This is a genomic window from Catellatospora paridis (genome assembly GCF_009720365.1).
GTDB lineage: Bacteria > Actinomycetota > Actinomycetes > Mycobacteriales > Micromonosporaceae > Catellatospora > Catellatospora paridis.
This window is the reverse complement of record NZ_ML769322.1, coordinates 61629-84197: the sequence shown is the minus strand read 5'-3', so window position 1 is coordinate 84197 and position 22569 is coordinate 61629. Positions and strand designations below refer to the sequence as shown.

The window sequence follows — 22569 nt, the reverse complement described above, 5'->3', positions numbered from 1 at the left end:
CGCTGTTTCGGGTCAAGATCTGCGGTGCTCCCCGAGGTCTTGACCTGAAATAGCGATCTTGCGGCGGGATCGGCTCAGAGGAACCGCCAGAGGCGGTCGGCGGCGGTGCCGTCGTCGGCGGTGACGATCTGGGCGCCTTGGGCCGTCGAGGCGCCGGTGACGGCCAGGACCTTGCCGCCGCCGGCGCATTGGATGCGGAAGCAGCCGTTCGAGGCGTGGCGCAGGCGCCAGCGGTGGTCGGCGGTGCCGTTGTCGGCCCACTGCATGACCCGGGCTCCGCTTGCGGTGGACATGTTCTCCACGCCGAGCACCTTGGCGCTGTTGCCGTTGCGCAACCGCAGGTAGCCGCCGGTGTCGACGACCGCGGTCCAGAGGTGGTCGGCGGTGCCGGTGTCGCCCCACTGCAGCACCAGGCCGCCGTCGGCGGTGGACATGTTCTGCACGCCGAGGACCAGGCCGGAGGCGAGGTTCTGGATGCGGCGCGCGCCCTCGGGCACGAAGCGCCAGAGATTGTCGGCGCTGCCGTTGTCGGGGTCCTGCACGGCCTGCGCGCCGTTGGCGGTGGAGCCGCTGAGGATCGCCAGCAGCTTGCCGGTGTGCACGTTGCGCAGCTTGTGGGAGCCGTCGCCGTTGTCGACGACCGTCCAGCGGTGGTCGGCGGTGCCGTTGTCGGCCCACTGCATCGCGCGGGCGTTGTCGGCGGTGGACATGTTCTCCACGCCGAGCACCTTGCCGCTGTTGGCGTTGCGCAGCCGCAGCGCCGAGCCGTCGACGATCAGCTCCCAGTTGTGGTCGGCGGTGCCGCTGTCGGTCCACTGCACGGCGAGCCCGCCGTCGGCGGTGGACATGTTCTGCACGCCGAGGACCAGCGCGCTGGCCGCGTTGGCCAGCCGGAACACGGCGCCGGCGGTGGTGCCGCCCTGCCCGGAGGCGTTCCAGTAGACCGTGTAGTTGTAGCCGTGCGCGTCGTAGAACGGGGCGAGGTTGACCGTCGCGCCGTTGGCGGTGGCGGTGAACGCCAGCGAGCTGGTGTTGCTGCGGGTCACCGTGCTCGTCGTGAGGCTGGGCAGCGCGGACAGCGAGGTGCTGCCGTAGTTGCCGGCGAGCACGACCGGGCCGTAGGTGACCGCGGAGACGTTGGCGTTGTCGTTGGCCGCTTTCATGACCACCCGCATGGGCAGCTTGACGGTCACGACGTCGCCAGAGGCCCAGGACCGGCTCAGGGTGGCGTACGTGCCCGGCGTCGTGGTGATGCTCTGGACGGCGCCGTTGACGCTGACGGTGGCCCCGGTGGTCCAGGAGGGGATGCGCAGCCGCATCGACCACGATCCGCTCACGCTGCCGGTCACCGTGAGGGTCGTGGTGTCGCTTACCGGGTACGTGGTGGTCTGGGTGACCGTGATCCCGCGGGAGGTCCAGGTCAGCACCGACGGCGTGTACAGGTTCACGGTGAGCGTGGTGCCGTTGTAGAAGTAGATCGAGTCGGCCAGCTTCGTGTTGGTCTCGATGCCCGTGCCCTGGCAGCACCAGAAGGTGGTGTAGTCGGTGCTCCAGGTGCCGCCGCCCCAGGCCGGGCCGACGCCGCGGCGGCCGCCGGGGTTGAGCGGGGTGAAGTACGTGAAGTGCCCGTGGCCGTCGGCCGGGTTCTGCTGGCCGATGAGGTGGTTGAGCAGCGCGCGCTCGTAGAAGTCGAAGTACGCGGCGTTGTCGGGGTTGAGCAGCCACAGCTCGCGGGTCAGCTTGAGCATGTTGTACGTGTTGCAGGCCTCGGCCGTGTCGGTGTTGAGGTACGCGGCGATGGCGTTGGGGGCGCGGAAGTGCTCGGCCTGGCTGTTGCCGCCGATGGCGTACGTGTGCGCGTTGACGCAGATGTTCCACGCGTTGCCCGCGATGTCGCGGTAGCGGGTGGTGCCGGTCGCCTTGTACTCGCGGGCCGCGCCGATCCACTTGGGCACCTGGGTGTTGGCGTGCAGGCCGCTGAGCTGGTCCTGGTTCGAAGCCAGGGGGTTGAAAACCGTGGCGTGGTCGAAGCGCTGTGCAGCGGTCAGCCAGCGGGTGTCGCCGGTCTGCTGGTAGAGGTCGGTCAGCACGGCGTTCATGCCGCCGAACTCGGTGCCCAGCATGGCCTGCATCTGTGAGCTGCTGAGCCGGCCGGTGCGCCAGTCGACCCAGCCGGCCAGGCTCAGCAGCACGTCGCGGGCCTGGGTGCTGCCGATCAGCCGCCACACGTCCAGCAACCCGGCCAGGGTCTTGTGCACGGCGTAGTAGGGCACGTTGCCGTTGCTCAGGGTGCGGGCTTCCAGGGCGGTGAAGTCGGACTCGGGGAAGCCGGACAGGTAGCCGGCGGTGAACCCGGCCGTGGCGTTGTTGGCCTGGCACGCGGCCAGCGCGGTGACCAGCTGGTTGGCCTTGTCGCGGCACGTGGTGTCGCCGAGCACGGCCCAGGCCTGCGCCCACGCGGTGAGGAAGTGGCCCTGGCTGTGGCTGCGGAACGGGAACGTGGGGGCCTCCCAGCCACCGGTGGCCGCGGCCCCGTTGGTGGACAGGCGGTGGTTGGCGCGGAACACGTAGAGCAGCCGGTCGACGTTGACGTCACGCAGGTAACTCAGGGTGCGGTTCTGGTTGTCCAGCCAGCGGCCGGTGGTGAGGCGCACCTGCGAGAGGTCGAAGGCGTACGCCGACACCCCGATGTCGGCGCGGGCCGGGGGGAGCGCCGCGGCGGCGGCTGCGGTGGCGGCGAGGGCGGGTGCGGCCGTGGCCGCGGTGGCGACGCCGGCGGCCTGCAACAGGCGACGGCGGCTGAGGGACGGTGACCACATAGGAGCTCCTTGAAGGGTGGGGTGGGATCAAGGTGGCGTTACCGATCACACGACGTCTCTGCGACGCGTTGGCGGGACAGCAGAACTGCCCACTACGGCGCAGGTTGACGTGTTTACATCGTGCGCCCTCGATCCCGCCCCATGAATGTGACCGATAACAATCGGGGCGTCAAGACGTTCCGAAAATGTTTCCGTCGGGTTGCTGGTGGGCGCGGGGTTCGAGGCTGAAATCCGAAGATCGTGGGTGGGGTACGATGCGCCGACAGGGGGTCACCATGAGTCAGCAGCCGGCCGCCCGGGCAGCGGTGATCAAGGATGTCGCGCGTCTTGCCGGCGTGTCCCACCAGACCGTGTCCCGGGTGCTGAACGATCACCCGAGCGTGCGCGACGAGACCCGCGAGCGGGTGCTGCGCGCGGTGCAGCAGCTCAACTACCGCCCGAACGCGCTGGCCCGCGGGCTGGCCGGGCGGCGCTCGCGGGTCATCGGCGTGGTCAGCTTCGACACCATCCTGCACGGCCCCGCCGCCACCCTGCTCGGGATCGAGCGGGCGGCCCGGCATGCCGGATACGGCATCAGCATCGTGGCCCTGGAGCGGCTCGACCGCAGCGGCGTGGTCGAGGCGGTGAACCGGCTGGCCGAGCAGTCCGTGGCCGGCGTGGTGATCATCGCGCCGCTGCTGACGGCCGCCGCGGCGGCGGGCAGCCTGCCGGCCGGTGTGCCGGCGGTCGTGGTCGAGTCGGACATGGCCGGCGACCTGCCGACCATCTCCGTCGACCAGGTCGCGGGCGCGCGACTGGCCGTCGAGCACCTGCTGGAGCTGGGGCACGAGACGGTGTGGCACCTGGCCGGGCCCAAGGACTGGCTGGAGGCCCGGGACCGGGTCGATGGCTGGCGGGCGAGCCTGGAGGCGGCGGGTCGGCGCGTTCCGCCGGTGCTCGCCGGTGACTGGAGCCCGCGGTCGGGTTACGAGGCAGGCCGTGAACTGGCCGAGCGCGGCGACGTGACCGCGGTGTTCTGCGCCAACGACCAGCAGGCGCTGGGCATGCTGCGGGCGCTGCACGAGCGCGGCGTGCGGGTGCCGGAGGACGTGAGCGTCGTCGGGTTCGACGACATCCCCGAGGCCGCCTACCTGTCGCCGCCGCTGACCACGGTGCGGCAGGACTTCGACGAGGTCGGCCGGCGCTGCCTGGCGGCGCTGCTGGAACTGCTCGGCGTCGACCGGCCGCTGGGCGTGCCGCGCCACCCGCGGGTGCCGCCGTCGCTGGTCGTGCGGGCCAGCAGCGGTCCACCGCCCGCGCGCTGAAGGCGCTCAGCGTCCGTCGACCAGCCGCAGCTCGACCACCCCGATCGCGTCGTCCAGGCGGGTAACGCCGTCGAGGGCGAAGCCGGCGCGCTGGTAGAAGCGGATCGCGCCGACGTTCGGCTGATACGCGTACACGCAGACGGGCCGGTGGCCCCGGGCCCGCAGATCGGCTACGGCATGGCTGAACAGCTGCCTGCCGAACCCCGCGCCCAGGTGGTCGGGTTCGACGTACAGCCCGTACACCTCACCGGCGTGCGGGCCGAGGTCCGGATCGTCGACGGCCGGGCCCGTGCGGCAGAAGCCGACGACGGAACCGTCCACATCGGCCACCCACAACCGGTGTCCGTCCGGCACGGCGGTCACGTATGCGGCCCAGTCCGCGGCTTCCCGGCCCGGGTCGAGCGCGCCGAGCAGCGATGCGGGCATGAACTCCGCATACGCCGAGTTCCAGGAGCGGACCTTGATCCGGCCGATGGGGGCGGCATCCTCGACACCTGCAGAACGGATCACCAGCACAGATTAAGGATGATCCGGTGCGGTGGTCGAGTTGCTTTCGCCATATTCATGCACCGAGGGTGCAGAAATCGCGACGGATCGGTTACCGTGACGCCGTGACGGAATCGTGGACCCACGCCATCGCACGTGACGACCTGTCCCGCACGAACCTGGTGCGGCACCCGGCGCCGGAGCCCGCCGACGGCGAAGCCCTGCTGCGGGTGGACCGGGTCGGCATGACCGCGAACAACGTGACCTACGCCGTACTCGGCGACGCGTACCGCTACTGGGACTTCTTCCCGGCCGCCGCCGCGGGTCTCGACGAGCGGTGGGGCCTGGGGCCGCTGTGGGGGTTCAGCGAGGTCGTGGCGTCGCGCGCGGACGGGGTCCCCGTCGGGCAGCGGGTCTACGGCTACCTGCCGCCCGCCGGTCACCTCGTCGTGCGACCCGGCCGGGTCGACGAGCGCGGCTTCCGCGACACCAGCCCGCACCGGGCACAGTTGCCGTCGCCCTACAACGCGTACGCGGCGACCACCGGCGACCCGGCGTACGACGCGGACCAGGAGGACCTGCTGATCCTGTTCCGGCCGCTGTTCGTGACCTCGGCGATGCTCGCCGACCGGTTGCAGGACAACGGCTTCCACGGGGCCGGCACACTGGTGCTGTCGTCGGCGTCGAGCAAGACGGCGTACGCCGCCGCGTTCGAGCTGCAGGGCAAGGGCCCGCGCCTGATCGGCCTCACCTCGCCGGGCAACGTGGCGTTCACCCGTGAGCTGGGCTGCTACGACGCCGTGCTGCCGTACGACGGGATCGGCGAACTCGACCCGACCGCCCCGACGGCATACCTCGACCTGTCGGCGAACCCGGCCACCCGCGCCGCGCTGCGCGCCCACCTCGGCGACCGCCTCGTCCACGACGTCGCCGTGGGCCTGACCCACCAGGAGCGGGCGACCGACGCGCCCGCGGTGTTCTTCGCCCCGGACCAGCTCCGCAAACGCACGGTCGACTGGGGCCGCCCGGAGCTGGACCGACGGCTCGCCGAGTCCTGGCACCGCTTCGCCGCCGTGGCCGAACGCTGGGTCGACATCACGGTCAGCCACGGCCCGGACGGGCTGCGCGAAGCCTGGCTCGGCATGCTCGCCGGCACGACCCCGCCGCGCGTCGGCCACATCATCGCGGTCTGATACGGGGCATGTGCTCAGGGACGCGGGCGCCTGCCGGCGGCGAGGTCTGCGATCGCCTTGCCGAGGCGGGCCGTGCGGGTCTCGGGATTCGCGGCCTTGAGCAGCGGGAGCATCACCAGGTATTGGTCGGTCTTGCCGAGCTGGGCGAAGAAGTCCCCGGCCGCCCGATCCGCCGCCAGCGCCGCGGCCAGGTCCGCAGGGACGGTCGCGTCGCTCTGCTTGACGTATGCGGCGTCCCAGCGCCCGTCTGCCTTGGCGGCCTCGACCTCGGCCAACCCCGGCGCGCGCACCCGCCCCTGTGCCATGAGCGCCTCCACGCGCTCCACGTTGACCTTCGACCACGAGCCCTTGGGCCGGCGGCGGGAGTATCGCTGCAGGAAGTGGTCGGCGTCGAGGGCCTTGCGGACGCTGTCGATCCAGCCGTAGCAGTGGGCCACGTCGGCGGCCTCGGTCACGCTGATCGCGGGCTGCCGTGAGTTCTTCTTGCGGACCTTCAGCCACGCGCCGTCGGGGCTGGCGTGGTGCTCGGCCAGCCAGGCCTCCCACTGGTCCGGGTGCTCGAAACTCAGGATCTCCACACCGGCGACTGTAGGCGCTGCCGCCGACACGCGATCGAGACGCCGGCCTCCGGCCGGTCCAGGTCGGACCGGCCGGAGGCTCGGATCAGCGCGTCGTGCAGAGGTTGCCGTTGAGCTTGAACAGCGGCGGGAGGACGTTCGGTCCCTGGTAGTTGCCGACGTAGCCGACGTTCACGGTGGCGCCCGGCGCGATGACCTTGTTGAAGTCGGCGTTGGACACGGTGACCGCCGAACCGGTCTGCGTCCAGGTGCCGTTCCAGCCGCTGCCGAGCTGCTGCCAGGCGGTCGGCCAGCTGAACGCCAGGGTCCACGTGTCCACCGGGTTGGTGCCGGTGTTCGTGATGTCGATGCTGCCGACGTACCCGTTGCCCCAGTTGCTGGCGTCGGTCAGGGTGACCGCGCACGGTGCGGCGGTGGGCGTGCCGGTCTGGAAGGTCACCGGCGGTGACGCCCAGGACACCCGGCCGGAGCCGTCCCGCGCGATGACGTTGGCCGTGTAGCGGGTGCCGGGCGCAAGGTTGTGCACGGTGAACGTGGTTCCCGTGGTCTCGCCCCACTGCTCGCTGATCGTGCCGAGCTGCCGGTGGATCTCGTACTTGAGCCCGGCGGCCCCGGCGGGCCAGGTGAGCGTGACGTCGCCGGCCGTGACGGCGGAGGCGACCGGTCGGCCGGGCGTCGCAGGACGGGCTGTCGAGCCCGCCGGACGCAGGACCAGCGTCGTCAGCGAGTTCGGGGCGAGCGTCACCGAGGTGGCACTGCCGGAACCCGTCGTGATCGCGGTGTCGCCGTTGCCGAAGGTGTGCACCTGGGCGGTCGCGGCGGGGGAGTATCCGGCGTAGCTCAGGCTGACCTGCTTGCTCGCGGCTTCGTCGGTGTTGGCGAGCAGCACCGCGAGATCGCCGTTGGCGCGCCGGGCGGCGTGCGCACGGATCGCCGGGTCAGTGGTGCCCGCACGGATGAGCTGGTCACCGGTCTTGACGAAGCGCGAGGTCATGGCCAGCCCGAAATACGGCGCGAACGGGGTGTTCATCGGGGGTTCGCAGACGGTGCCGTCGGCGTTGCAGGAGGCGCTGGAGAGCAGGCCGAAGTCGCCGTAGTCGGTGTGCCCGGCGACCGTGGACACGGTGCCGATGCCGTTGTGCACGTTCCACCAGTCGATGTTGAACACGCCCGCGGCGAGCAGGCTCGCGTAGGCATCGGCGGCGAACAGCGCGCCGGGCTGGGTGTTCTGGCCGTAACCGGTGTTGATCTCGGTGAGCGCGATGCCGAGGTTCTTCCCCGCGTACCGGTCGATCTGCCGGCGGGCCAGCCAGACCGCGTCGGTCACCTGCGCGGTCTTGGACAGCGCCTCGGCCGACGAGGAGCCGCCCGGATACCAGTGCAGGATGGCGAAGTCGACGGACGGGCCCGCGATGGACAGCACGACCTGGTTCCACGTTCCGGCGTCGCCGCCGCCGACGATGCCGTCGGGCCAGTTGCCCGGCGTGGTGAGCACGATGCCGATCTTGACGGTGGGGTCGACGGCCTTCATCGCCTCGGCGTACCGCTTGGCGACGGTGGCGTAGCCGGCCGGGCTCTTGTCGGCGTGGTCGTCGGCCTCCCAGTTCGCGCCGTAGTGGCCGTTGCCGTAGAGCTCGTTGCCGATCTCCCAGTACTTCACGCCGTAGTTCTTCTCGACGTTGGCGTAGCGCACCCAGTCGGCCGCCTCCTGCGGCGTGCCGGTGCCGTAGTTGGCGATCACCATGGCCTGCGCCCCGGCCCGCTGCACGCCGGACATGAAGTGGTCGAAGTCGGTGTCGGGGGCGACGTAGCCGCCGGGCGCGGTGTTGTCCTTCCAGTGGTAGATGTCCGAGTAGGACCCGCCGGGGTAGCGCATGGTCTGCACCCCGGCGTTCTTGAGCAGGTCGGCGACCGCGTTGGTGCCCAGTTGCGAGTCCCAGACGGCGTGGTTGACGCCGATCGCGGCGTCGCCGACCGTCTCCAGCCCGGCGCGGGCGTTGACGGTCACGGAGACGGCGGGGTCGGCGGTGGCCGGGGTCGGGACGGTGAGGGTTGCCGCTGCCAGCGTGAACGCCAGCAGGGCGATGCGGCTCTTTCTCATCGTCGGACCTCCTTTCGGGAGTGGTGATTGGAAGCGCTCCCAAGAGTCGTACGCCCATCGATCGATGTCAACCGTGCGGCCCGGACGGTTCCGCTGGCAGATCAACGTCGCTGCATCGAACGATGGCGATGGGTGCCCTAGATTGACGGGACCCTGTCTCACCTAGTCGGAGGTACCCCCGTGAAACTCCGTCGCGCCCTCGTGGCGCTGCTGGCCGCCGTCACGGCGGCCGGTGCCGCAGGCGTCGTGCAAGCCCCGGCCGCGCACGCTGCCACACCCGACCGCTGGGCGTTCGCCTTCATGGACAACCCCGTCCCACCGGCCGCCTACCTGATGGACCCGACCCGGCAGTGGAAGAGCGACAACATCCCCAACAGCACGGTCAGCCCGCTGGTGGTCGGCCGCTACCGGGTGAAGTTCCCGAGCATCGCCTCGGCCAACGGCGTCGCCCACGTCACCGCCGTCGCCGGTGACCCGCGCTGGTGCCAGGTCTGGAACTACTACGCCGCCGGGGCCGACCAGATCGTCGAGGTGCAGTGCTACAAGTACACCGGCGCGGTGATCACCCCGGACTGGTCGGCGTTCACGGTCATGTACTCGACCAGCTCCGGCCTGCTCGCGGGACCCGGCACGTACGCCTATGTGCAGGGCAAGTCCACCGGCGGCACCAACACGTCGTACAACCCGGTCGGGGGAGTCAACACGGTCACCCACGGCGGGATCGGCACCGGTGTCTACAAGGTCTACCTGCCCGGCGTCAGCACCGGACTGTACGACGGCAACCTGCAGGTGACCGCCCAGCACCCGAACAGCCCGCGCCGCTGCAAGATTGACAACTGGATCCCCGGCGGGGCCGGGCTGGACATCGTCGTGCGCTGCTACGACCACGTCGGAGCGCCCGCCGACAGCTGGTTCGACCTGACCTACCACCGCGCCCGCTCGGTCTACGGGTCGTTCAACCCGCCGAAGTACTTCGGCTACCTGTGGACACCCGGGTTCCCCGGCCCGTCCAGCTACAACTCGGTCGGCTCGGTCAATACCTCGACCCCGGTCGGTCCGGGTCTGCAGTACGTCGAGTTCCACAAGGTCGGGTTCCGCGAGGGGCACGTGCAGGTCAGCGGACACCGCAGCGGCGCGAGCTACTGCAACCTGCAGAACGTCTGGCTGCTCTCCGGCGGCGTCGTGATCGTCCGCAACGTGATCTGCTGGAGCGCCACGGGCGCGCCGGTGACCCCGGAGTTCTTCATCAGCTACAGCTCGCGGGTCTGAACTCCGCGGGCCGTCCGGTGGCGGGCCGCCCCGCCACCGGACGGATTGCCTACTCCTGATTCGACCCTGAGCCCAGCACTGCTCGCAGCGCCCAGAGCACGCCGATGGTGATACCGCCGATGGCGGCGAACTTGCCCACGTGGTCGGAGCCGGTGATCGCCAGGATGGCGATGGTGGCGCCGTAGACGATCGACAGCGCGACGAGCGCCCGGGAGGTGAAGGTCTGCATGTCCGGCACTGTCTCATATGGAGGCCGGCCGTGCAGCCCCCGGACTCAGGTTCTGGACGGCGACGGCGTCGGCACGGCCGGCGGCGCGGGCGTCACCGCAGGCGGCCTGGGCGGCACTGCGGGCGGCACCGGGGCCGGTGGCGCCGGCGGGAAATGCCGGTCGCGGTCGTACCACTCGGGACGCTCGTGCCACCGGTCGCGGTCACGGTGCCAGCCGTCCTCCATGCGCTCGTGGCGCACGGCGTGGGCCGCCGCGACGAGGGCCGCGCCGACGCATCCGGTCAGGCAGGAACCGGCCAGGAAGGCCCCGACCAGTGCGAGAGCGAACCTGCCGGACGGGTCGCGCCTGGCAGGGCTTGCCGCGACAGGCTCGTCGGCAGTTCTCGCAGGGCGTGCCGCGACAGGCTCGTCGGCGGTCGTGCCGGGCTCATCGGTCATGCCTCCATCGTGGGGCAGATCGGTCGCCGGGTCAGGCGGCGTCGTCAGATGGCCCGGGATTTAGCGGCTGGTGTGGCGTGATGAGACCAGCGTGACGGGGCTGCGCGCCGCCGTGACCGCTCGCGAGGGCGGAGGCGCCGCCGCGCCGCCGGGAGTCGTCCGGCGGCGCGGCGGGTGGGCGGGCGGCGCGCTGGCCGCTGCCGTCGCCGGGGGCGGTCGGCGGCGTGGGCCAGGTCGCGCTCGCGACGGCCGGTCCGCCTTCCGTTGCTCGTTCCACGGTCTGGGCCGTCAGTGGGCGTGTTCCTCCTCGCGGGCCTGGCGGGGGAGCAGGAATGCGGCCAGGAACGTGACGGCCAGCAGCGCGACCTCGACCCAGAGCACCAGGCGCATCGCGTCGCCGAAGGAGGCGGGGTCGGGGCCGAGCGGGCCGAAGCTGACCGTGTTGAAGAACAGCGTGCCGAGCAGGGCGATGCCGACCGCGCCGCCGAGCTGCTGCACCGCGGTGAAGGTGCCCGAGGCCGAACCGGTCTCGTGCGGCTGCACCCCGGCCAGGATGATGTCGAAGAACGGCGCCATCACCAGGCCCATGCCGACGCCGAACACGCCGAGCGCGGGAGCCAGCTGCCACGGGGTGACGCCGACCCCGGCCTGGTCGAGGGTGATCACGAAGCCGATCGTGGCGGCCGCCATCACGGCCAGGCCCAGGTGCAGCAGACGGCGGCCGAGCTTGCGGGTCAGGCCCGCGCCGCCGGCGATGCCGAACCCGACGACGATGCCGAGCGACTGCGGCACGCTGGCCAGACCGGCCTTGAGCGGGCTGTATCCCAGGCCCAGCTGGACGTACAGGCTGAAGGCCAGGCCGAAGCCGATCATGCCGGCGAAGAAGGCGAGCCCGGCGACCAGGCCGCCGGTGAAGGCGCGGCGTCGGAACAGGGACGGCTCGACGAGCGGGTCGCCACCGCCGCGACGACGGGCGGCCTGCTGGCGGCCGAACAGGAGGAAAACCGGCAGGCTGGCGGCCATCATGACGAAGGTCCAGGCGGGCCAGCCCAGCTCACGGCCCTGGACCAGGGGGTATAGCAGCAGCAGCGCGCCCGCGCTGACCAGCGCGACCCCGCCCAGGTCGAGCCGGGAGGCGTGCGCGGAGCGCGACTCGGGCAGGAACTTGGCCGCGCCGAACAGGGCGAGCAGGCCCAGCGGCAGGTTGATCAGGAAGATCATGCGCCAGCCGGTGCCGAGCAGGTCGGCGTCGACCAGCCAGCCCGCCAGGATCGGGCCGCCGACCGCGGACAGGCCCATGACCGGCCCGAATGCGCCGAAGGCGGCACCTGCCTCCTTGGGCGGGAACATCTCCTTGATCATGCCGAGGCCCTGCGGGAGCAGCACGGCGCCGAGCAGGCCCTGCAGCACGCGAGCGCCGATGAGCAGCTCGGGTGTGGTGGCCGCGGCGCACAGCGCCGACGCGACGACGAAGCCGGCCGCGCCGATCATGAACATGCGCTTGCGGCCGTAGAGGTCGCCGAGGCGGCCGCCGGTGATCAGCCCGACCGCCATGGCCAGGGTGTAGCCGGCGCCGAGCCATTGGATCAGGCTCTCGGAGCCGCCCAGCTCGGCCTGGATCGAGGGGCCCGCGATGGTGGTGACCAGCGCGTCGAGCAGGTCCATCACCTCGGCGGCGAGGATGACGAACAGGGCTGCCCAGCGCCAGCGGTACGCCGCGGGCTGGGTATCGGGTGGGGCGGTGTCGGGCAGGACGGTGGTCACGGGGAGCCTCCGAGATCGGGCGAACGGTGTTCGTTTAACGAACAACGTTCTACAGACCGAACGGCGTTCGCGTCAAGTACGATGGGCGCCATGTCCGAGATCCCGGCCCCGCCCTGGCGTGCTCAGCGCCGCAGCACCCCGGCCCGCAAGCCGCTCAGCCGGGACGCGATCGTGGACGCAGCGCTGGCCCTGCTGGACCGCGAGGGCCTGGACGCGGTGAGCATGCGCCGCGTCGCCGAGGAGCTGAACACCGGAGCCGCATCGCTGTACGCGCACGTGGCGAACAAGGATGAGCTGCTGGAACTGGCATATGACCGGGTGCTGGGCGAGATCGAGCTACCCGAGCCGGACCCGGCCCGCTGGCGTGAGCAGATCCTGGAGATCGCCCGGGAGTCCTACCGGGTGCTCGGCGCGCACAGCGACATCGCCCGGGTCAGCCTCGCCAACGTGCCGACCGGCCCGAACTCGGTGAAGGTGGCCGAAGCCATGCTCGGCGTGCTGATCAGCGGCGGCGTGCCGCCACAGCAGGCGGCCTGGGCGGTGGACCGGATCGCGCTGTACATCAGCGCCGACGCCTACGAGGGCTCGCTCTACCAGAGTCGGCAGCGGGCCAGCGGCAAGCCGGTCGACGAGTTCGTCGCCGACTTCTTCGGCCAGGTGCACGACTACTACCGCACGCTGCCCCCGGACCGCTTCCCCTACCTGAACCGGTACGCCGACGTGCTGGTGCAGGGGGACGGCGAGGTGCGGTTCGAGTTCGGGCTGGAGCTGCTGATCAGGGGCCTCGACCGCTACCTGCCCGCGGCCGACTGAGCCGAGCGGCGGCGCTTCGGCGGGCGGCTGCTCGGCTGCGGTGCCGCGGGGGGCAGCCCCAGCGCCTCGCGTTCGGCGGGCGTCAGCATGCGTTTGCCGGTCACGGCGACCGGCACCGGCTCAGGCGCGGGCGGCGGCGCCGTCTCGGCCTCGGGCGTGCCCTTCGCCTTCCTGGGCTTGGCGGCCGCGGCGGCGGCCTTCACCCGCTCGGTCTCCCCGGCCAGGCTGATCAGCTTGCGCACCCGCGGCACGGTTGCGAGGTTGGTCTTCGCGGCCACCTGGTCCACCGGCATGCCGGAGACCACGAGGTCGGCCACGGCCCGGCCGCGCGCCCGCTGGATCGCCGCGACGATGCCGTCGAACAGGACCTGCTGGTGGGTGAGGTCGGCGTAGCGCTGCAGCGGGTCGGGCTCGCTCAACGCGTACGCGCAGAGGTTGCGCACCATACCCTCGATCTCGGCGGCGGTGACCGTGTATCCCTCGGTCGTCGGGTCGGACATCGTCGGCTCCTTTCACCGCGCGACGGTGAGTCCTCGTCCGGCGGCGAAGGGACTGTATCGGCAACCGCCGACCTTGTCAGCGGCCGATCATCCCGAGGGCAGGTCGACGTCCGCGCGGTCGCGCCCGCCCTCCCGGTTTCGGCGGTCCGGGAGGTCGGGTGTCACGGGCGCGATACATCAATCATTTTCGAAACATCGACACGCCTCACGGCCTGTCATGGGCGAGCAGCTGGAACAGGATGTGGTCCTGCCAGACCCCGGCGATCTGCAGGTACTTCTCCGCCAGGCCGAACTGGACGAAACCATGGCGTGCCAGCACCTTCTGCGAGGCGATGTTGTGCCGCAGCGTGCCCGCCTGGATGCGGTGCAGGCCCTGCTCCTCGAACGCCACCTGGATCATGCGCGTCACCGCCGCGGAGGCGACGCCCCTGCCGTTGACGTCCTGGCTCACCCAGTAGCCGAGGTGGCTGTTCAGGAACGGGCCGCGCACGATGTCGTTGAGGTTGATCCGGCCGACGATGCGGTCGTCGAGCAGGATCACGTGCGGCACGCACTCGCCGCGCGCGTGCCGTTCCAGCGCGGTGCCGATCACCTCGCGCTGGCCCGAGGGTTCGAAGTACCCTGAAGCCCGCACCGGCTCGAACGGGCGCAGGAACTCAAGGTTCGCCAGGTAGAGGGCGCTGACAGCGGGTACGTCGTCGAGGGTCACGAGCCTGGTGCTGACGGTCATCCGCCCATGATCGCAAATGGGAGCGGGCCGTGGCCGCGCGGTCCCGCTGGGATGATCGCCGCTGACCTCGGTGCCTTCGGTCGCACAAATTGGCCGATTGATGTCGCAGAAAGTGGGCATCATCGAAGGATGCTGGAAAAGCTCGACACCGTCGGCTGGGGCGGGCTCACGCACGCCTTCGGCACGGCCGAGGAGATCCCCGCTTTCATCGCCGCGCTGCGCGCCGACGACCCGCAGGTGCGCGGCGACGCCCGCGACGAACTCTGGAGCAGCCTGCTGCACGAGGGCAGGCGCTACGAAGCGGACGTCTACACGGTGCCGTTCCTCACCGACCTGGCCGTCGACCCGGCGACGTTCGACCGGGCCGCGATCGTCGACCTGCTGACCGCCCAGGCGATCGGCTCGGACCACCCCTACCTGGTGACGGGCTTCCCGATCGAGCGGCTGCGGCCCTCGCCGGACGCGGTGGACGAGTCCTGGCACCTGCTCTACAGCGAGTGGAGCGGCCGTGCGGCCGACGAACCGCCGATCCCGGGCGAGGCCGACGAGCTGCGGGCGTACGACGCGGTCCGGGCCGAGCTGCCGCGGATCGTGACCCTGCTCGACGACACCGACGGCGATCTCATCGAGGCGGCGGCATACCTGCTGGCCTGGTTCCCGGAAGCGGCGCGGGACACCGTCGTGCCGCTGCTCGCCGTGGCCGGGCGCCACGGTTGGCGGCGCGACGTGCGGGTGACCGCGCTGCTCGCGGCCGGCCTGGCCGCTCGCGGGCCCGTGCCCGAGTCGGCAGTGATCGCGAGCATGGTGCACGACGCCGACGAGGAGGTGTGCTGGGCGGCCGCGGTGGCGTGGACGCTGACCGCGGGCGCGACCGTGCCCGAGGAGCCGCGTGCCGTGCTGCGCGCGCGGGCGAGCGGCGGCCTCGGCCCGGACGAGCCCGTGCTCGCGCCTTGGGGGCTGACCCGGGCCGAGTGGTCGGTGCGGCTGCTGGAGCACCTCGGCGATCTGGGTGCCGCCGACGCGCGCGCGGCGCTGGTCCGGTCCGAGGTGACCGGACGGCTCCACGGCCCGTGGGCCGAGCGCCTGGGCGAGGCCTTCTACCTGGCGTTCGGGGACGACGCGCGGACCAGCCCGCTGGGGTACGCCGATCTCACGCCCGCGCAGCGCTGGCTCGTCGACCACCTGGTCCGCCACCCGGACGCGCTGATCGCCGAGCCCGACGAGGTGACCGAGCTGCTGCGCTGGTACGGGCTGCCCGACAGCCATCCGGCGCTGAGCGCGTACTCCGCCTGAGGCGACCTCGCCGCGCTAGGCGCCGGTGGTCAGGAAGTCGTACACGGCGACGATCTCGAGGACCTCTCTGACCGTGCCGGAGGCACTGGTGAGCCGGAACGTCCCGCCGTGCCGCACCGCCATGGCATGTGCCTGGAGCAGCACCCGGATGCCGCTGGAGTCGATGAAGGTGACGTCGTGCATGCCGACCTCCACGGCACGTCCTGGACCGGCCTGGATCGCGTCGGCGAGCCAGCGGGTCAGCTCCTGCTCGTTCGCCAGATCGAACTCTCCGGCCAGGGTGACCCGGACACGGTCGGCCAGGACCTCCAAGTCATGTGTGGCCTGCGGCGGATTGCTGGCTCGATCCATGGAGGAAGCCAATCACAGACGTCTGACGGCCACAACGGCGACGTCGTCGGCGTGGGGTGGGTTGGTCAGCTGCTGGAGCAGCCGGTCGCAGTAGCGGTCGAGGTCGGCGTCCACGGTCCCGGCGACGCGGCTGAGGTCGGCTATGCCGTCACGGATCGTGATGTCGCGGCGCTCGATGAGCCCGTCGGTGTAGAGCAGCAGGGTGCCGCCGTCGGGGATGACGAACTCCAGGTCGTCTGACCGGGGGTGGTTGATCCCGAGCAGTGGCGCGCGGTGCCAGATCTCGCTGACCTCTCCGTCGACGATGAGCAGTGGCGGCAGGTGGCCGGCGTTGGCCAGGCGGGCACGGCCGGTCCGTGGATCGAGGAGCAGCAGGCAGAGAGTCGCCATCTCCCCGGGCAGCAGCCGGACCATCAGCTCGTCGACGAGGGTGACGATGCGGCCGGGGGAGTGGCCCTCGATGGCATACGCGCGCAACGCATGGCGGATCTCGGCCATCACGGTCGCGGCGTGCAGGGAGTGCCCGACGACGTCGCCGATGGCGATGAGCAGCTGGTCGTCGAGTATGGACAGCTCGTAGAAGTCGCCGCCGATCTCGGCCTGCGTGCTGGCGGGCTCGTAGCGCACGGCGAGGTCGATTCCGGGCACGGCGGGCAGGTGCCGCGGCAGCAGGCTGCGCTGCAGCGTGACCGCGATCCGGTGGTCCTGGTCCTGCGCCCGCTGGGCCTCGGCCGCCGCGCCGAGCGCCTGGGTCAGCTGCGTCAGCAGCCGGGCCTGGTCCTCGTCGGCGGGGGCGGACGTGAACAGGTAGAGCGGCGGCCGGTCGGCGCGCAGCCGTGCGGTGGTGACGGTGATGTCGCCGGAATCGGGCCAGCCCGCGGGCAGCCGCCAGTGCGCGGCCTGAGCGCCGAGCATGCGGGATCCGATCGGTACGTCGTCGTCGGGCGGCTCCCAGCCGGTGACCGTGATGTTGTCGGAGGCGGTCGCCAGGGCCACGGACCAGCCCGTGTCGAGCGTTTCGGTGGCGACGGCGGCGGCCGCGCCGAAGAGGCGGACCGCGCCCACGGCGGCTTGGCCGAGCAGTTCGGTGAAGTCGCGTGCCATGGTGACCGCGAGCGTCGTCTCGGCGAGCCGGGCCAGGCCGTCGGCGAGCTGTTCGGCCTTGCGGCGGGCCTGGTAGTAGCGCAGCACGGCCTGCACCGTGGCCACCAGCTCGTGCGGGTCGATCGGTTCGACGAGGTAGGCGTCGGCGCCCCCGACCAGCCCCAGGGTGCGGTCGGCGGCGTCGACGGCGTGCGCGGAGACGTGGATGACGGGGGTGCTGGCGGTGCCGGGGTCGGCCTTGATCTGCCGGCACACGTCCAGCCCGCTCATGTCGGGCAGTTTGACGTCCAGCACGACCATGTCGAAGGGGCGCTGCTGGACCTTCTCGAGGGCCTCGTGGCCGTCCTCGGCTTCGGTGACCACGAATCCGGCGCGGGTGAGCCAGTTCTTGAGCAGGTAGCGCTTGGGAGCGCGGTCGTCGACCACGAGGATGGTCGTTTCGGCGGGGGCGGTCATGAAACTCTCGCGACCGGCAGGGTGACGGTGAACGTACTCCCCCTGCCCGGCTCGCTGACCATGGTCATGTCGCCGCCGAGGATGCCGACGAGGCGGCGGGCGTACGGCAGCCCGAGCCCCGTGCCGTGGACCTTCTGGCGGCCGGGGAGCTGGACGAACTCCTCGAAGATGCGTTCGTGCTGGGCGGCGTGGATGCCGATGCCGGTGTCGGCGACGGTGATCGTCCAACGGCGGCCGTCGCAGCGGGCGTGCATGGTCACCTGACCCTGCTCGGTGAACTTGACCGCGTTGTGCAGCAGGTTGCGCAGCACCTGGGTCAGCAGCGCCTCGTCCGACTCGATCCATGCGCCGTCGTCGGGGGTGTTCACGATCAGCTCGACGTCGGGATTGGTCAATACCGCTCTGAGGGTGCCGCGCAACTGTTTGAACAACTGGCTGAGATCGACCAGCGCCCACCCGGGCTCGAGGTGGCCCGACTCCGCCTTGGCCAGGTCGAGCAGATCGTTGACCAGCGACAGCAGGTCGGAAGCCGAGCCGCGCATCAGCGCGATCTGCTCGGCCTGGGCGGCGGTGAGCGGGTCGGAGGCCGGGTCGGACAGCAGCCTGATCAGCCCGATGACCGCGGTCACCGGAGCGCGCAGCTCGTGGCTGACGTTGGCCAGGAAGCGTGTCTTGGCTTCGCTGGCGGCGCGCAGTTGCCCGGACTTCTCGTCCAGTTCCGCGTACAGGGCCACCACGCCGCGGTTGGTCTCCTCGAGTTCGGAGCTGAGCTGGAGGTAGAGGGCCATCACGCCGCGGTTGGTCTCCTCCAGCTCGTCGTTGAGCGCCTTGAGACGGTCCCGTTGCTGACGGGCTTCCTCCAGCGCCGACAGCAGGTGCTCGTTCTGGGAGGCGAGCTCGTCGAGCGGACTGGCCACGGTGGACGCGGCGAGCGTGCGACGAGCACGTTCGACCTGGTCTGTGGTGAGCAGGTCCGGGGCGGGAAGGCGGCGTGACAGCATGACCACTGTCTCATGCCCGTCATCGGCGACTTCCAAAACATCGACGAGGCGGCCCGCGGGTCGCAGCGCCTGGTGGTCCACCGAGCCGGGCACGGCGAGGTCGATGCGCAGATTCTCCGGTTGCCCGTGGACCCGGAAGGTGACCTCCACCCCGGCCGCCTTGGCCAGCAGCTGGCGGCCGACGTCACTGAGGGCGGTGGCGAGCCGGATCTGGTCCTGGTGTTCCAGACCCAGCGCCGCGGCGGCCTCGCGGCCGCGCTGCCTGACGGCGAAGACGTCCTGCTCGCGGCGTAGCACCAGGTGCAGCAGGATGATGTCGGTCATGGCCGGATCCTGGCCACCAGCACGCAGGCATCGTCGCGGCGCACGCCCGCGTCGCGCAGCACCGTGGCGGCGATGAGCAGCGGTGACCGCGTGCTCAGGCCCGGACTGTGCTGCAGGCTCCACTTGTCGCTGACGCCGTCGGAGTGCATGACCAGCAGCGACTCCGCGCCGAACGGGTACTCGAACTGCTTGATGACGGCCCGTCCGTGGCCGGCGATGCCGGGCATGGACACCGTGCTGCGCCGCTCGTCGCCGGTGAGGACGGTGGCCGCGACGTTGCCCATGCCGCACGTGCGAAGGACGGCGGCGTCGGGGTCGATCTCCGCGACAGTCAGCGCGGCGCCGCGGGTGTGGGACATGCCGCGGTGCATACGTTCCACGAGCATCATGGGCGGTTCGTCGGGTGCCGTGTGGAAGATGTTGAAGGCGGTCTGGGCGGCGGCCGCGGCGAGCGGGCCGTGGCCGAGCCCGTCGCAGACCATGACCTGCCGCCTGCCACCGGCGGTCCGCACGGCGTAGCAGTCGCCGCTGACGGTCTCGCCGGTCAGCGGACGGGTCAGCCCGTCGGCCCAGGCCGGCGCCGGCTGCGCCTCGCGCCACAGCTGGGCGGTGAGGATCGAGCCGCGTCCGGGCACGGAGAACCCCTCCGACCGGTGCGCGAGCCTGGACACGGCACCCAGCCCTATGCCCAGGGTGCCGGTCGTGGAGCGGCCGTCCTCGCGCATGGCGTCCAGGTCGGCCATGCCGGGCGCCGAGTCGATGCTGACGATCTCGACGCCGACGTTGTCGTCGTGCCGGACCGGACGCACCAGCAGCGTCCCGTCCTCGGCATGTTTGACCAGGTTGGAAGCGAGTTCGGTGACGATGATCGCGATGTCGGCGGCTTTGCGCTCACCGAGGTCGACGGCGTTGGCCAGCTCCACGGCGAACCGCCGGACCGTCCCCACGGAGCTCTCGTCGTCCAGCCGGAACCATGTTGCGGTGGGGGTCAGCGAGCTCAGCGTGCCCACTTGACCACCGCCACGGTGGTTCCGGCGCCGACCGCGGTGTCCAGTTCGAACTCGTCCACGAGTCGCCGGGCTCCGCTGAGGCCGAGACCGAGGCCGCCGCCGCTGGTGTAGCCGTCGGTCAGCGCCAGGTCGATGTCGGCGATACCGGGGCCGGAGTCACTGAAAACGACTCGCACTCCGCGCCGCACCCCGTTGTCGACGGTGGAGACGGCGGCCTCGCCGCCCCCGCCGTAGACGAGCGTGTTGCGTGCCAGTTCGCTGGCCGCGGTGACCACCTTCGTCTGATCGACCAGCGACAGCTTGGCCGCGACCGCGACGGTGCGGACCAGCTGGCGAACCCGGACGACGTCCTCGTCGTTGCCGATGGCCTGCACCTGGTGATCGAGGCCTTCGCTTCCCGTCACGGCGAGGTCGTCTCAGGATTGCCGAGGAGGTAGAGATCGTCGATGGTGTCCGGTTCGGCGTTTCTGGCCAGCAGTTCGAGGCCGCGTTCGACGTTGAGCGCGGTGCGGATCCCGTTGAGGGACAGACCCAGTTCCACCAGGGTGATGGCGACCGCGGGCCGCATCCCGACGACGATCGTCTCGGCGTCCAGCACCTTCGAGATCGAGGCGATCGTCGACAGGGTGCGCCCGACGAAGGAATCGACGATGTCCAAGCCGGTGATGTCGATGATGACACCCTTGCAGCCGGTGTCGACGATGCGCTGGCCGAGGTCCTCCTGCAGCTGCAGCGCCATCTGGTCCTGCATGTCGACCTGGATGGAGACCAGCAGCACCGAACCGATTTTGAGGATCGGCACCCGTTCCATCACGCCTCCCGCTTGCCGGCGGTGCCGCGCCGGATCGCGTGCCGCAGCGCGTCGGCCAGGGTGGCTTTCGTGGCGATGTCGCCGAACTCGATGCCCAGCGCCACGATGGTCTGCGCGATCTGCGGGCGAATGCCGGAGATGATGCACTCCGCGCCCATCAGCCGCGCCGCCATGACCGTCTTGAGGACATGCTGCGCGACCTGGGTGTCGACCGCCGGCACACCGGTGATGTCGATGATCGCGTACGGCGAACCGGTGTCGACCAGCGCCTGCAGGAGCCGTTCCATCACGACCTGCGCCCGTGCGGAGTCCAGGGTGCCCACCAGCGGGACGGCGACCACGCCCTCCCAGAGCTTCACGACCGGGGTGGACAACTCCAGCAGCTGCTCGCTCTGCTCGGTGATGATGTGCTCGCGGGCGCGGGAGAAGGCTTCGAAGGTGAACAGGCCCAGCTCGTCGATGAACGCCGACCAGGCCACATAGTCGCGCAACGCCTTCTCGTCGCCCTTCTCCACCTCGCCGATCTCGTAGAGCGCGGTCTTGAGGGCGAAGATGCTCGTGGTGGTCTCGGTAGCGGTGAAGCCCTGACGCGCGCGGCCGCGCGAAAGCTCGGTGAGCACCGCACGCAACTCCGCGGTATGCGGTCCGTCGAGATGGGTGGCGCCGTCGCTGAGCGACTTCTGCAGCTGCACCTGCAACTCGGTCGTCTGGCGGCCGGACTCCGCGACGGTCAGTCGGCCCTTCAACGGCGCGGCCGCGACCTCTGCCCAGCGCTTGGAGATCTTCTCCGAACGCTCCGACAACAGCTTGCCGAGTCGCTCGCTTTGCTCTGCTTTCAGCGCCATTGTCATCCTCTGCCATTTATATGTTTGGTCGGCCCGGCCGGGTGCGAACTGTACCACCGCTGTTCGGGCAGGCCAGGTGCTGCGAGGGGAGGTGGGAAGTGCTCGGATGCGGTCCCCGCAGGGTGGCCGTGTACCCGGCTCGGCCCGGCGAAATCATGCGCGTTCGGCAATGGGTTTCCGGGGCGACCGGCTTGCCACCGGGCAGTCGTGGCCTGATACCGGTGCCACGGTTTCGACCGCTGCCGGGCGGGGCAGTCAGTGGCAGGTGGTCGGTGGGGCCGCCGTCGAGAAGGGAAGACCGATGGGCGACATCTCGAACAAGGCCGAAGAGCTCAAGGGCAAGGCCAAGGAGGTCGTGGGCGACCTGACCGGCAACGAGAGCCTGGAGGCGAAGGGTCTGGCCGAGCAGGCCACGGCCAAGGCCAAGCAGGCGGCCGAGAACGTCAAGGACGCGGCGGAGGACGCCACCAACAGGTGACGGCGGCCATGCGGGCATGATCGTCGTCAAGTCCCGTAGACACTGATGCGAGAGTGCCACGCCGGCCCCGGCTGTGGCACTCTCTGCGTCACCGCCACCGGCGGCGGGCGATGCGCGCGCCACCGAGGCCCATCAGCTCACCTCGAACATCCACCTCGGGCCCGCGGAGGAGTCTTGCGCCAGGCAATCAGACCGTTCGCGCAGCCACCGTCGGGCGCGGCGACGATCTCGTTCACCACTGCCGACGACCTCGCGGCGGTACGGGAGTTCGTCGGCACGCACGCCCACGCCTCCGGGCTCGCCGCGGGCCGCATCCCCGCGCTCAAGCTGGCGATGAGCGAACTGGTCACCAATACGCTCCGGCACACCACCGGCGGTGGCGTCGTGCGGGTGTGGGCCGACGGTGACACGGTCATCAGCGAGCTGACCGACGGCGGCACGTTCCGCGGGACGACCGCGACGCCCGCCGCGCGACCCACGGCGTCGGGTGGCTGGGGGCTGTACATCACCGGCGAAGTCAGCGACGAGTTCCTCTATTACAGCCGTCCCGGCCATACCGTGTGGCGGCTGGTGTTCAACCGCTGATCGCGCAGAAAAAGGGTCTTGGGTCGGGGCGCGCGTCCCGACCCAAGACACTTTTAGGGGGTCGGCCGGGATAGAGGGTCGTCCGGG

At 70.9% G+C, this 22569-nt stretch carries 23 protein-coding genes; 7 read left to right on the top strand and 16 right to left on the bottom strand.

Annotated elements, in window-relative coordinates:
- Nucleotides 1-74 precede the first annotated feature (74 nt).
- Nucleotides 75-2819: a beta-L-arabinofuranosidase domain-containing protein gene (locus F9C41_RS25260; RefSeq protein WP_155389329.1), complete on the bottom strand. Its 2745-nt coding sequence runs from the start codon at nucleotides 2817-2819 to the stop codon at nucleotides 75-77.
- A 275-nt stretch (nucleotides 2820-3094) separates the two neighbouring features.
- Between F9C41_RS25260 and F9C41_RS25255 the strand changes: the two genes are divergently transcribed.
- Entirely contained in the window at nucleotides 3095-4123 is a 1029-nt protein-coding gene (locus tag F9C41_RS25255; RefSeq protein WP_155389328.1) for a LacI family DNA-binding transcriptional regulator, read from the top strand.
- 6 nt (nucleotides 4124-4129) lie between these two features.
- On the opposite strand, the gene F9C41_RS25250 is transcribed toward F9C41_RS25255, so the two are convergent.
- A complete protein-coding gene (locus F9C41_RS25250) occupies nucleotides 4130-4633 on the bottom strand; it encodes a GNAT family N-acetyltransferase (RefSeq protein ID WP_155389327.1) in 504 nt (167 codons plus the stop codon).
- 101 nt (nucleotides 4634-4734) lie between these two features.
- Between F9C41_RS25250 and F9C41_RS25245 the strand changes: the two genes are divergently transcribed.
- Nucleotides 4735-5802, top strand: a complete 1068-nt coding sequence (locus F9C41_RS25245; protein ID WP_155389326.1) for a DUF2855 family protein — start codon at nucleotides 4735-4737, stop codon at nucleotides 5800-5802.
- Between the two features lie 14 nt (nucleotides 5803-5816).
- Here the strand turns inward: F9C41_RS25245 and F9C41_RS25240 are convergent, their stop codons facing one another.
- Nucleotides 5817-6380 (bottom strand): YdeI/OmpD-associated family protein, encoded by a 564-nt coding sequence (locus F9C41_RS25240; protein ID WP_155389325.1) that lies wholly within the window; start codon nucleotides 6378-6380, stop codon nucleotides 5817-5819.
- An 85-nt stretch (nucleotides 6381-6465) separates the two neighbouring features.
- Nucleotides 6466-8481 (bottom strand): cellulose binding domain-containing protein, encoded by a 2016-nt coding sequence (locus F9C41_RS25235; protein ID WP_155389324.1) that lies wholly within the window; start codon nucleotides 8479-8481, stop codon nucleotides 6466-6468.
- Nucleotides 8482-8661: 180 nt separating this feature from the next.
- On the opposite strand from F9C41_RS25235, the gene F9C41_RS25230 reads away from it, so the two are divergent.
- Nucleotides 8662-9750 (top strand): hypothetical protein, encoded by a 1089-nt coding sequence (locus F9C41_RS25230; protein WP_155389323.1) that lies wholly within the window; start codon nucleotides 8662-8664, stop codon nucleotides 9748-9750.
- 49 nt (nucleotides 9751-9799) lie between these two features.
- On the opposite strand, the gene F9C41_RS25225 is transcribed toward F9C41_RS25230, so the two are convergent.
- The 3 genes from F9C41_RS25225 to F9C41_RS25215 all read right to left on the bottom strand — a co-directional run bounded on the left by F9C41_RS25225 (nucleotide 9800) and on the right by F9C41_RS25215 (nucleotide 12181).
- Nucleotides 9800-9979, bottom strand: coding sequence for a hypothetical protein (locus F9C41_RS25225; RefSeq protein WP_155389322.1), 180 nt, complete (start codon nucleotides 9977-9979; stop codon nucleotides 9800-9802).
- 45 nt (nucleotides 9980-10024) lie between these two features.
- On the bottom strand, nucleotides 10025-10417 hold the full coding sequence (locus F9C41_RS25220) for a hypothetical protein (protein ID WP_155389321.1): 393 nt from the start codon (nucleotides 10415-10417) through the stop codon (nucleotides 10025-10027).
- A 288-nt stretch (nucleotides 10418-10705) separates the two neighbouring features.
- Nucleotides 10706-12181, bottom strand: a complete 1476-nt coding sequence (locus F9C41_RS25215) for a DHA2 family efflux MFS transporter permease subunit (protein ID WP_155389320.1) — start codon at nucleotides 12179-12181, stop codon at nucleotides 10706-10708.
- A 90-nt stretch (nucleotides 12182-12271) separates the two neighbouring features.
- On the opposite strand from F9C41_RS25215, the gene F9C41_RS25210 reads away from it, so the two are divergent.
- Nucleotides 12272-12994, top strand: coding sequence for a TetR/AcrR family transcriptional regulator (locus F9C41_RS25210; protein WP_155389319.1), 723 nt, complete (start codon nucleotides 12272-12274; stop codon nucleotides 12992-12994).
- Here the strand turns inward: F9C41_RS25210 and F9C41_RS25205 are convergent.
- On the bottom strand, nucleotides 12973-13494 hold the full coding sequence (locus F9C41_RS25205; RefSeq protein ID WP_155389318.1) for a hypothetical protein: 522 nt from the start codon (nucleotides 13492-13494) through the stop codon (nucleotides 12973-12975). The genes F9C41_RS25210 and F9C41_RS25205 overlap by 22 nt on opposite strands.
- Before the next feature lie 205 nt (nucleotides 13495-13699).
- Nucleotides 13700-14224 carry a GNAT family N-acetyltransferase gene (locus F9C41_RS25200; RefSeq protein WP_155389317.1) on the bottom strand — a complete coding sequence of 175 codons (525 nt, stop codon included), beginning with the start codon at nucleotides 14222-14224 and terminating at the stop codon, nucleotides 13700-13702.
- Between the two features lie 129 nt (nucleotides 14225-14353).
- Here F9C41_RS25200 and F9C41_RS25195 point away from each other — a divergent pair, with 129 nt between their 5' ends.
- Nucleotides 14354-15517 (top strand): hypothetical protein, encoded by a 1164-nt coding sequence (locus tag F9C41_RS25195; protein ID WP_155389316.1) that lies wholly within the window; start codon nucleotides 14354-14356, stop codon nucleotides 15515-15517.
- A gap of 15 nt (nucleotides 15518-15532) precedes the next feature.
- On the opposite strand, the gene F9C41_RS25190 is transcribed toward F9C41_RS25195, so the two are convergent.
- The 7 genes from F9C41_RS25190 to F9C41_RS25160 are packed head-to-tail and all read right to left on the bottom strand — an operon-like array spanning nucleotide 15533 to nucleotide 21419.
- Nucleotides 15533-15868, bottom strand: coding sequence for an STAS domain-containing protein (locus tag F9C41_RS25190; RefSeq protein WP_155389315.1), 336 nt, complete (start codon nucleotides 15866-15868; stop codon nucleotides 15533-15535).
- 12 nt (nucleotides 15869-15880) lie between these two features.
- Complete coding sequence (locus F9C41_RS25185; protein WP_155389314.1) at nucleotides 15881-17428, bottom strand: fused response regulator/phosphatase; 1548 nt, start codon at nucleotides 17426-17428, stop codon at nucleotides 15881-15883.
- A complete protein-coding gene (locus tag F9C41_RS25180; RefSeq protein ID WP_155389313.1) occupies nucleotides 17425-18753 on the bottom strand; it encodes a sensor histidine kinase in 1329 nt (442 codons plus the stop codon). The genes F9C41_RS25185 and F9C41_RS25180 overlap by 4 nt, the downstream gene beginning before the upstream one ends.
- Nucleotides 18750-19763, bottom strand: a complete 1014-nt coding sequence (locus tag F9C41_RS25175) for a SpoIIE family protein phosphatase (protein WP_230690001.1) — start codon at nucleotides 19761-19763, stop codon at nucleotides 18750-18752. The genes F9C41_RS25180 and F9C41_RS25175 overlap by 4 nt, the downstream gene beginning before the upstream one ends.
- The gene (locus tag F9C41_RS25170) at nucleotides 19751-20167 is read right to left on the bottom strand and encodes an ATP-binding protein (RefSeq protein ID WP_155389312.1); all 417 of its coding nucleotides are present in this window, start codon (nucleotides 20165-20167) and stop codon (nucleotides 19751-19753) included. The genes F9C41_RS25175 and F9C41_RS25170 overlap by 13 nt, the downstream gene beginning before the upstream one ends.
- On the bottom strand, nucleotides 20164-20574 hold the full coding sequence (locus F9C41_RS25165) for an STAS domain-containing protein (RefSeq protein WP_230690000.1): 411 nt from the start codon (nucleotides 20572-20574) through the stop codon (nucleotides 20164-20166). Before F9C41_RS25165 ends, F9C41_RS25170 begins: the two co-directional genes overlap by 4 nt.
- Nucleotides 20574-21419: an STAS domain-containing protein gene (locus F9C41_RS25160; RefSeq protein WP_155389470.1), complete on the bottom strand. Its 846-nt coding sequence runs from the start codon at nucleotides 21417-21419 to the stop codon at nucleotides 20574-20576. Before F9C41_RS25160 ends, F9C41_RS25165 begins: the two co-directional genes overlap by 1 nt.
- Nucleotides 21420-21720: 301 nt before the next feature.
- On the opposite strand from F9C41_RS25160, the gene F9C41_RS25155 reads away from it, so the two are divergent.
- A complete protein-coding gene (locus F9C41_RS25155) occupies nucleotides 21721-21897 on the top strand; it encodes a CsbD family protein (RefSeq protein ID WP_155389311.1) in 177 nt (58 codons plus the stop codon).
- Nucleotides 21898-22071: 174 nt separating this feature from the next.
- Nucleotides 22072-22482: an ATP-binding protein gene (locus F9C41_RS25150; RefSeq protein ID WP_230689999.1), complete on the top strand. Its 411-nt coding sequence runs from the start codon at nucleotides 22072-22074 to the stop codon at nucleotides 22480-22482.
- Nucleotides 22483-22569 lie beyond the last annotated feature (87 nt).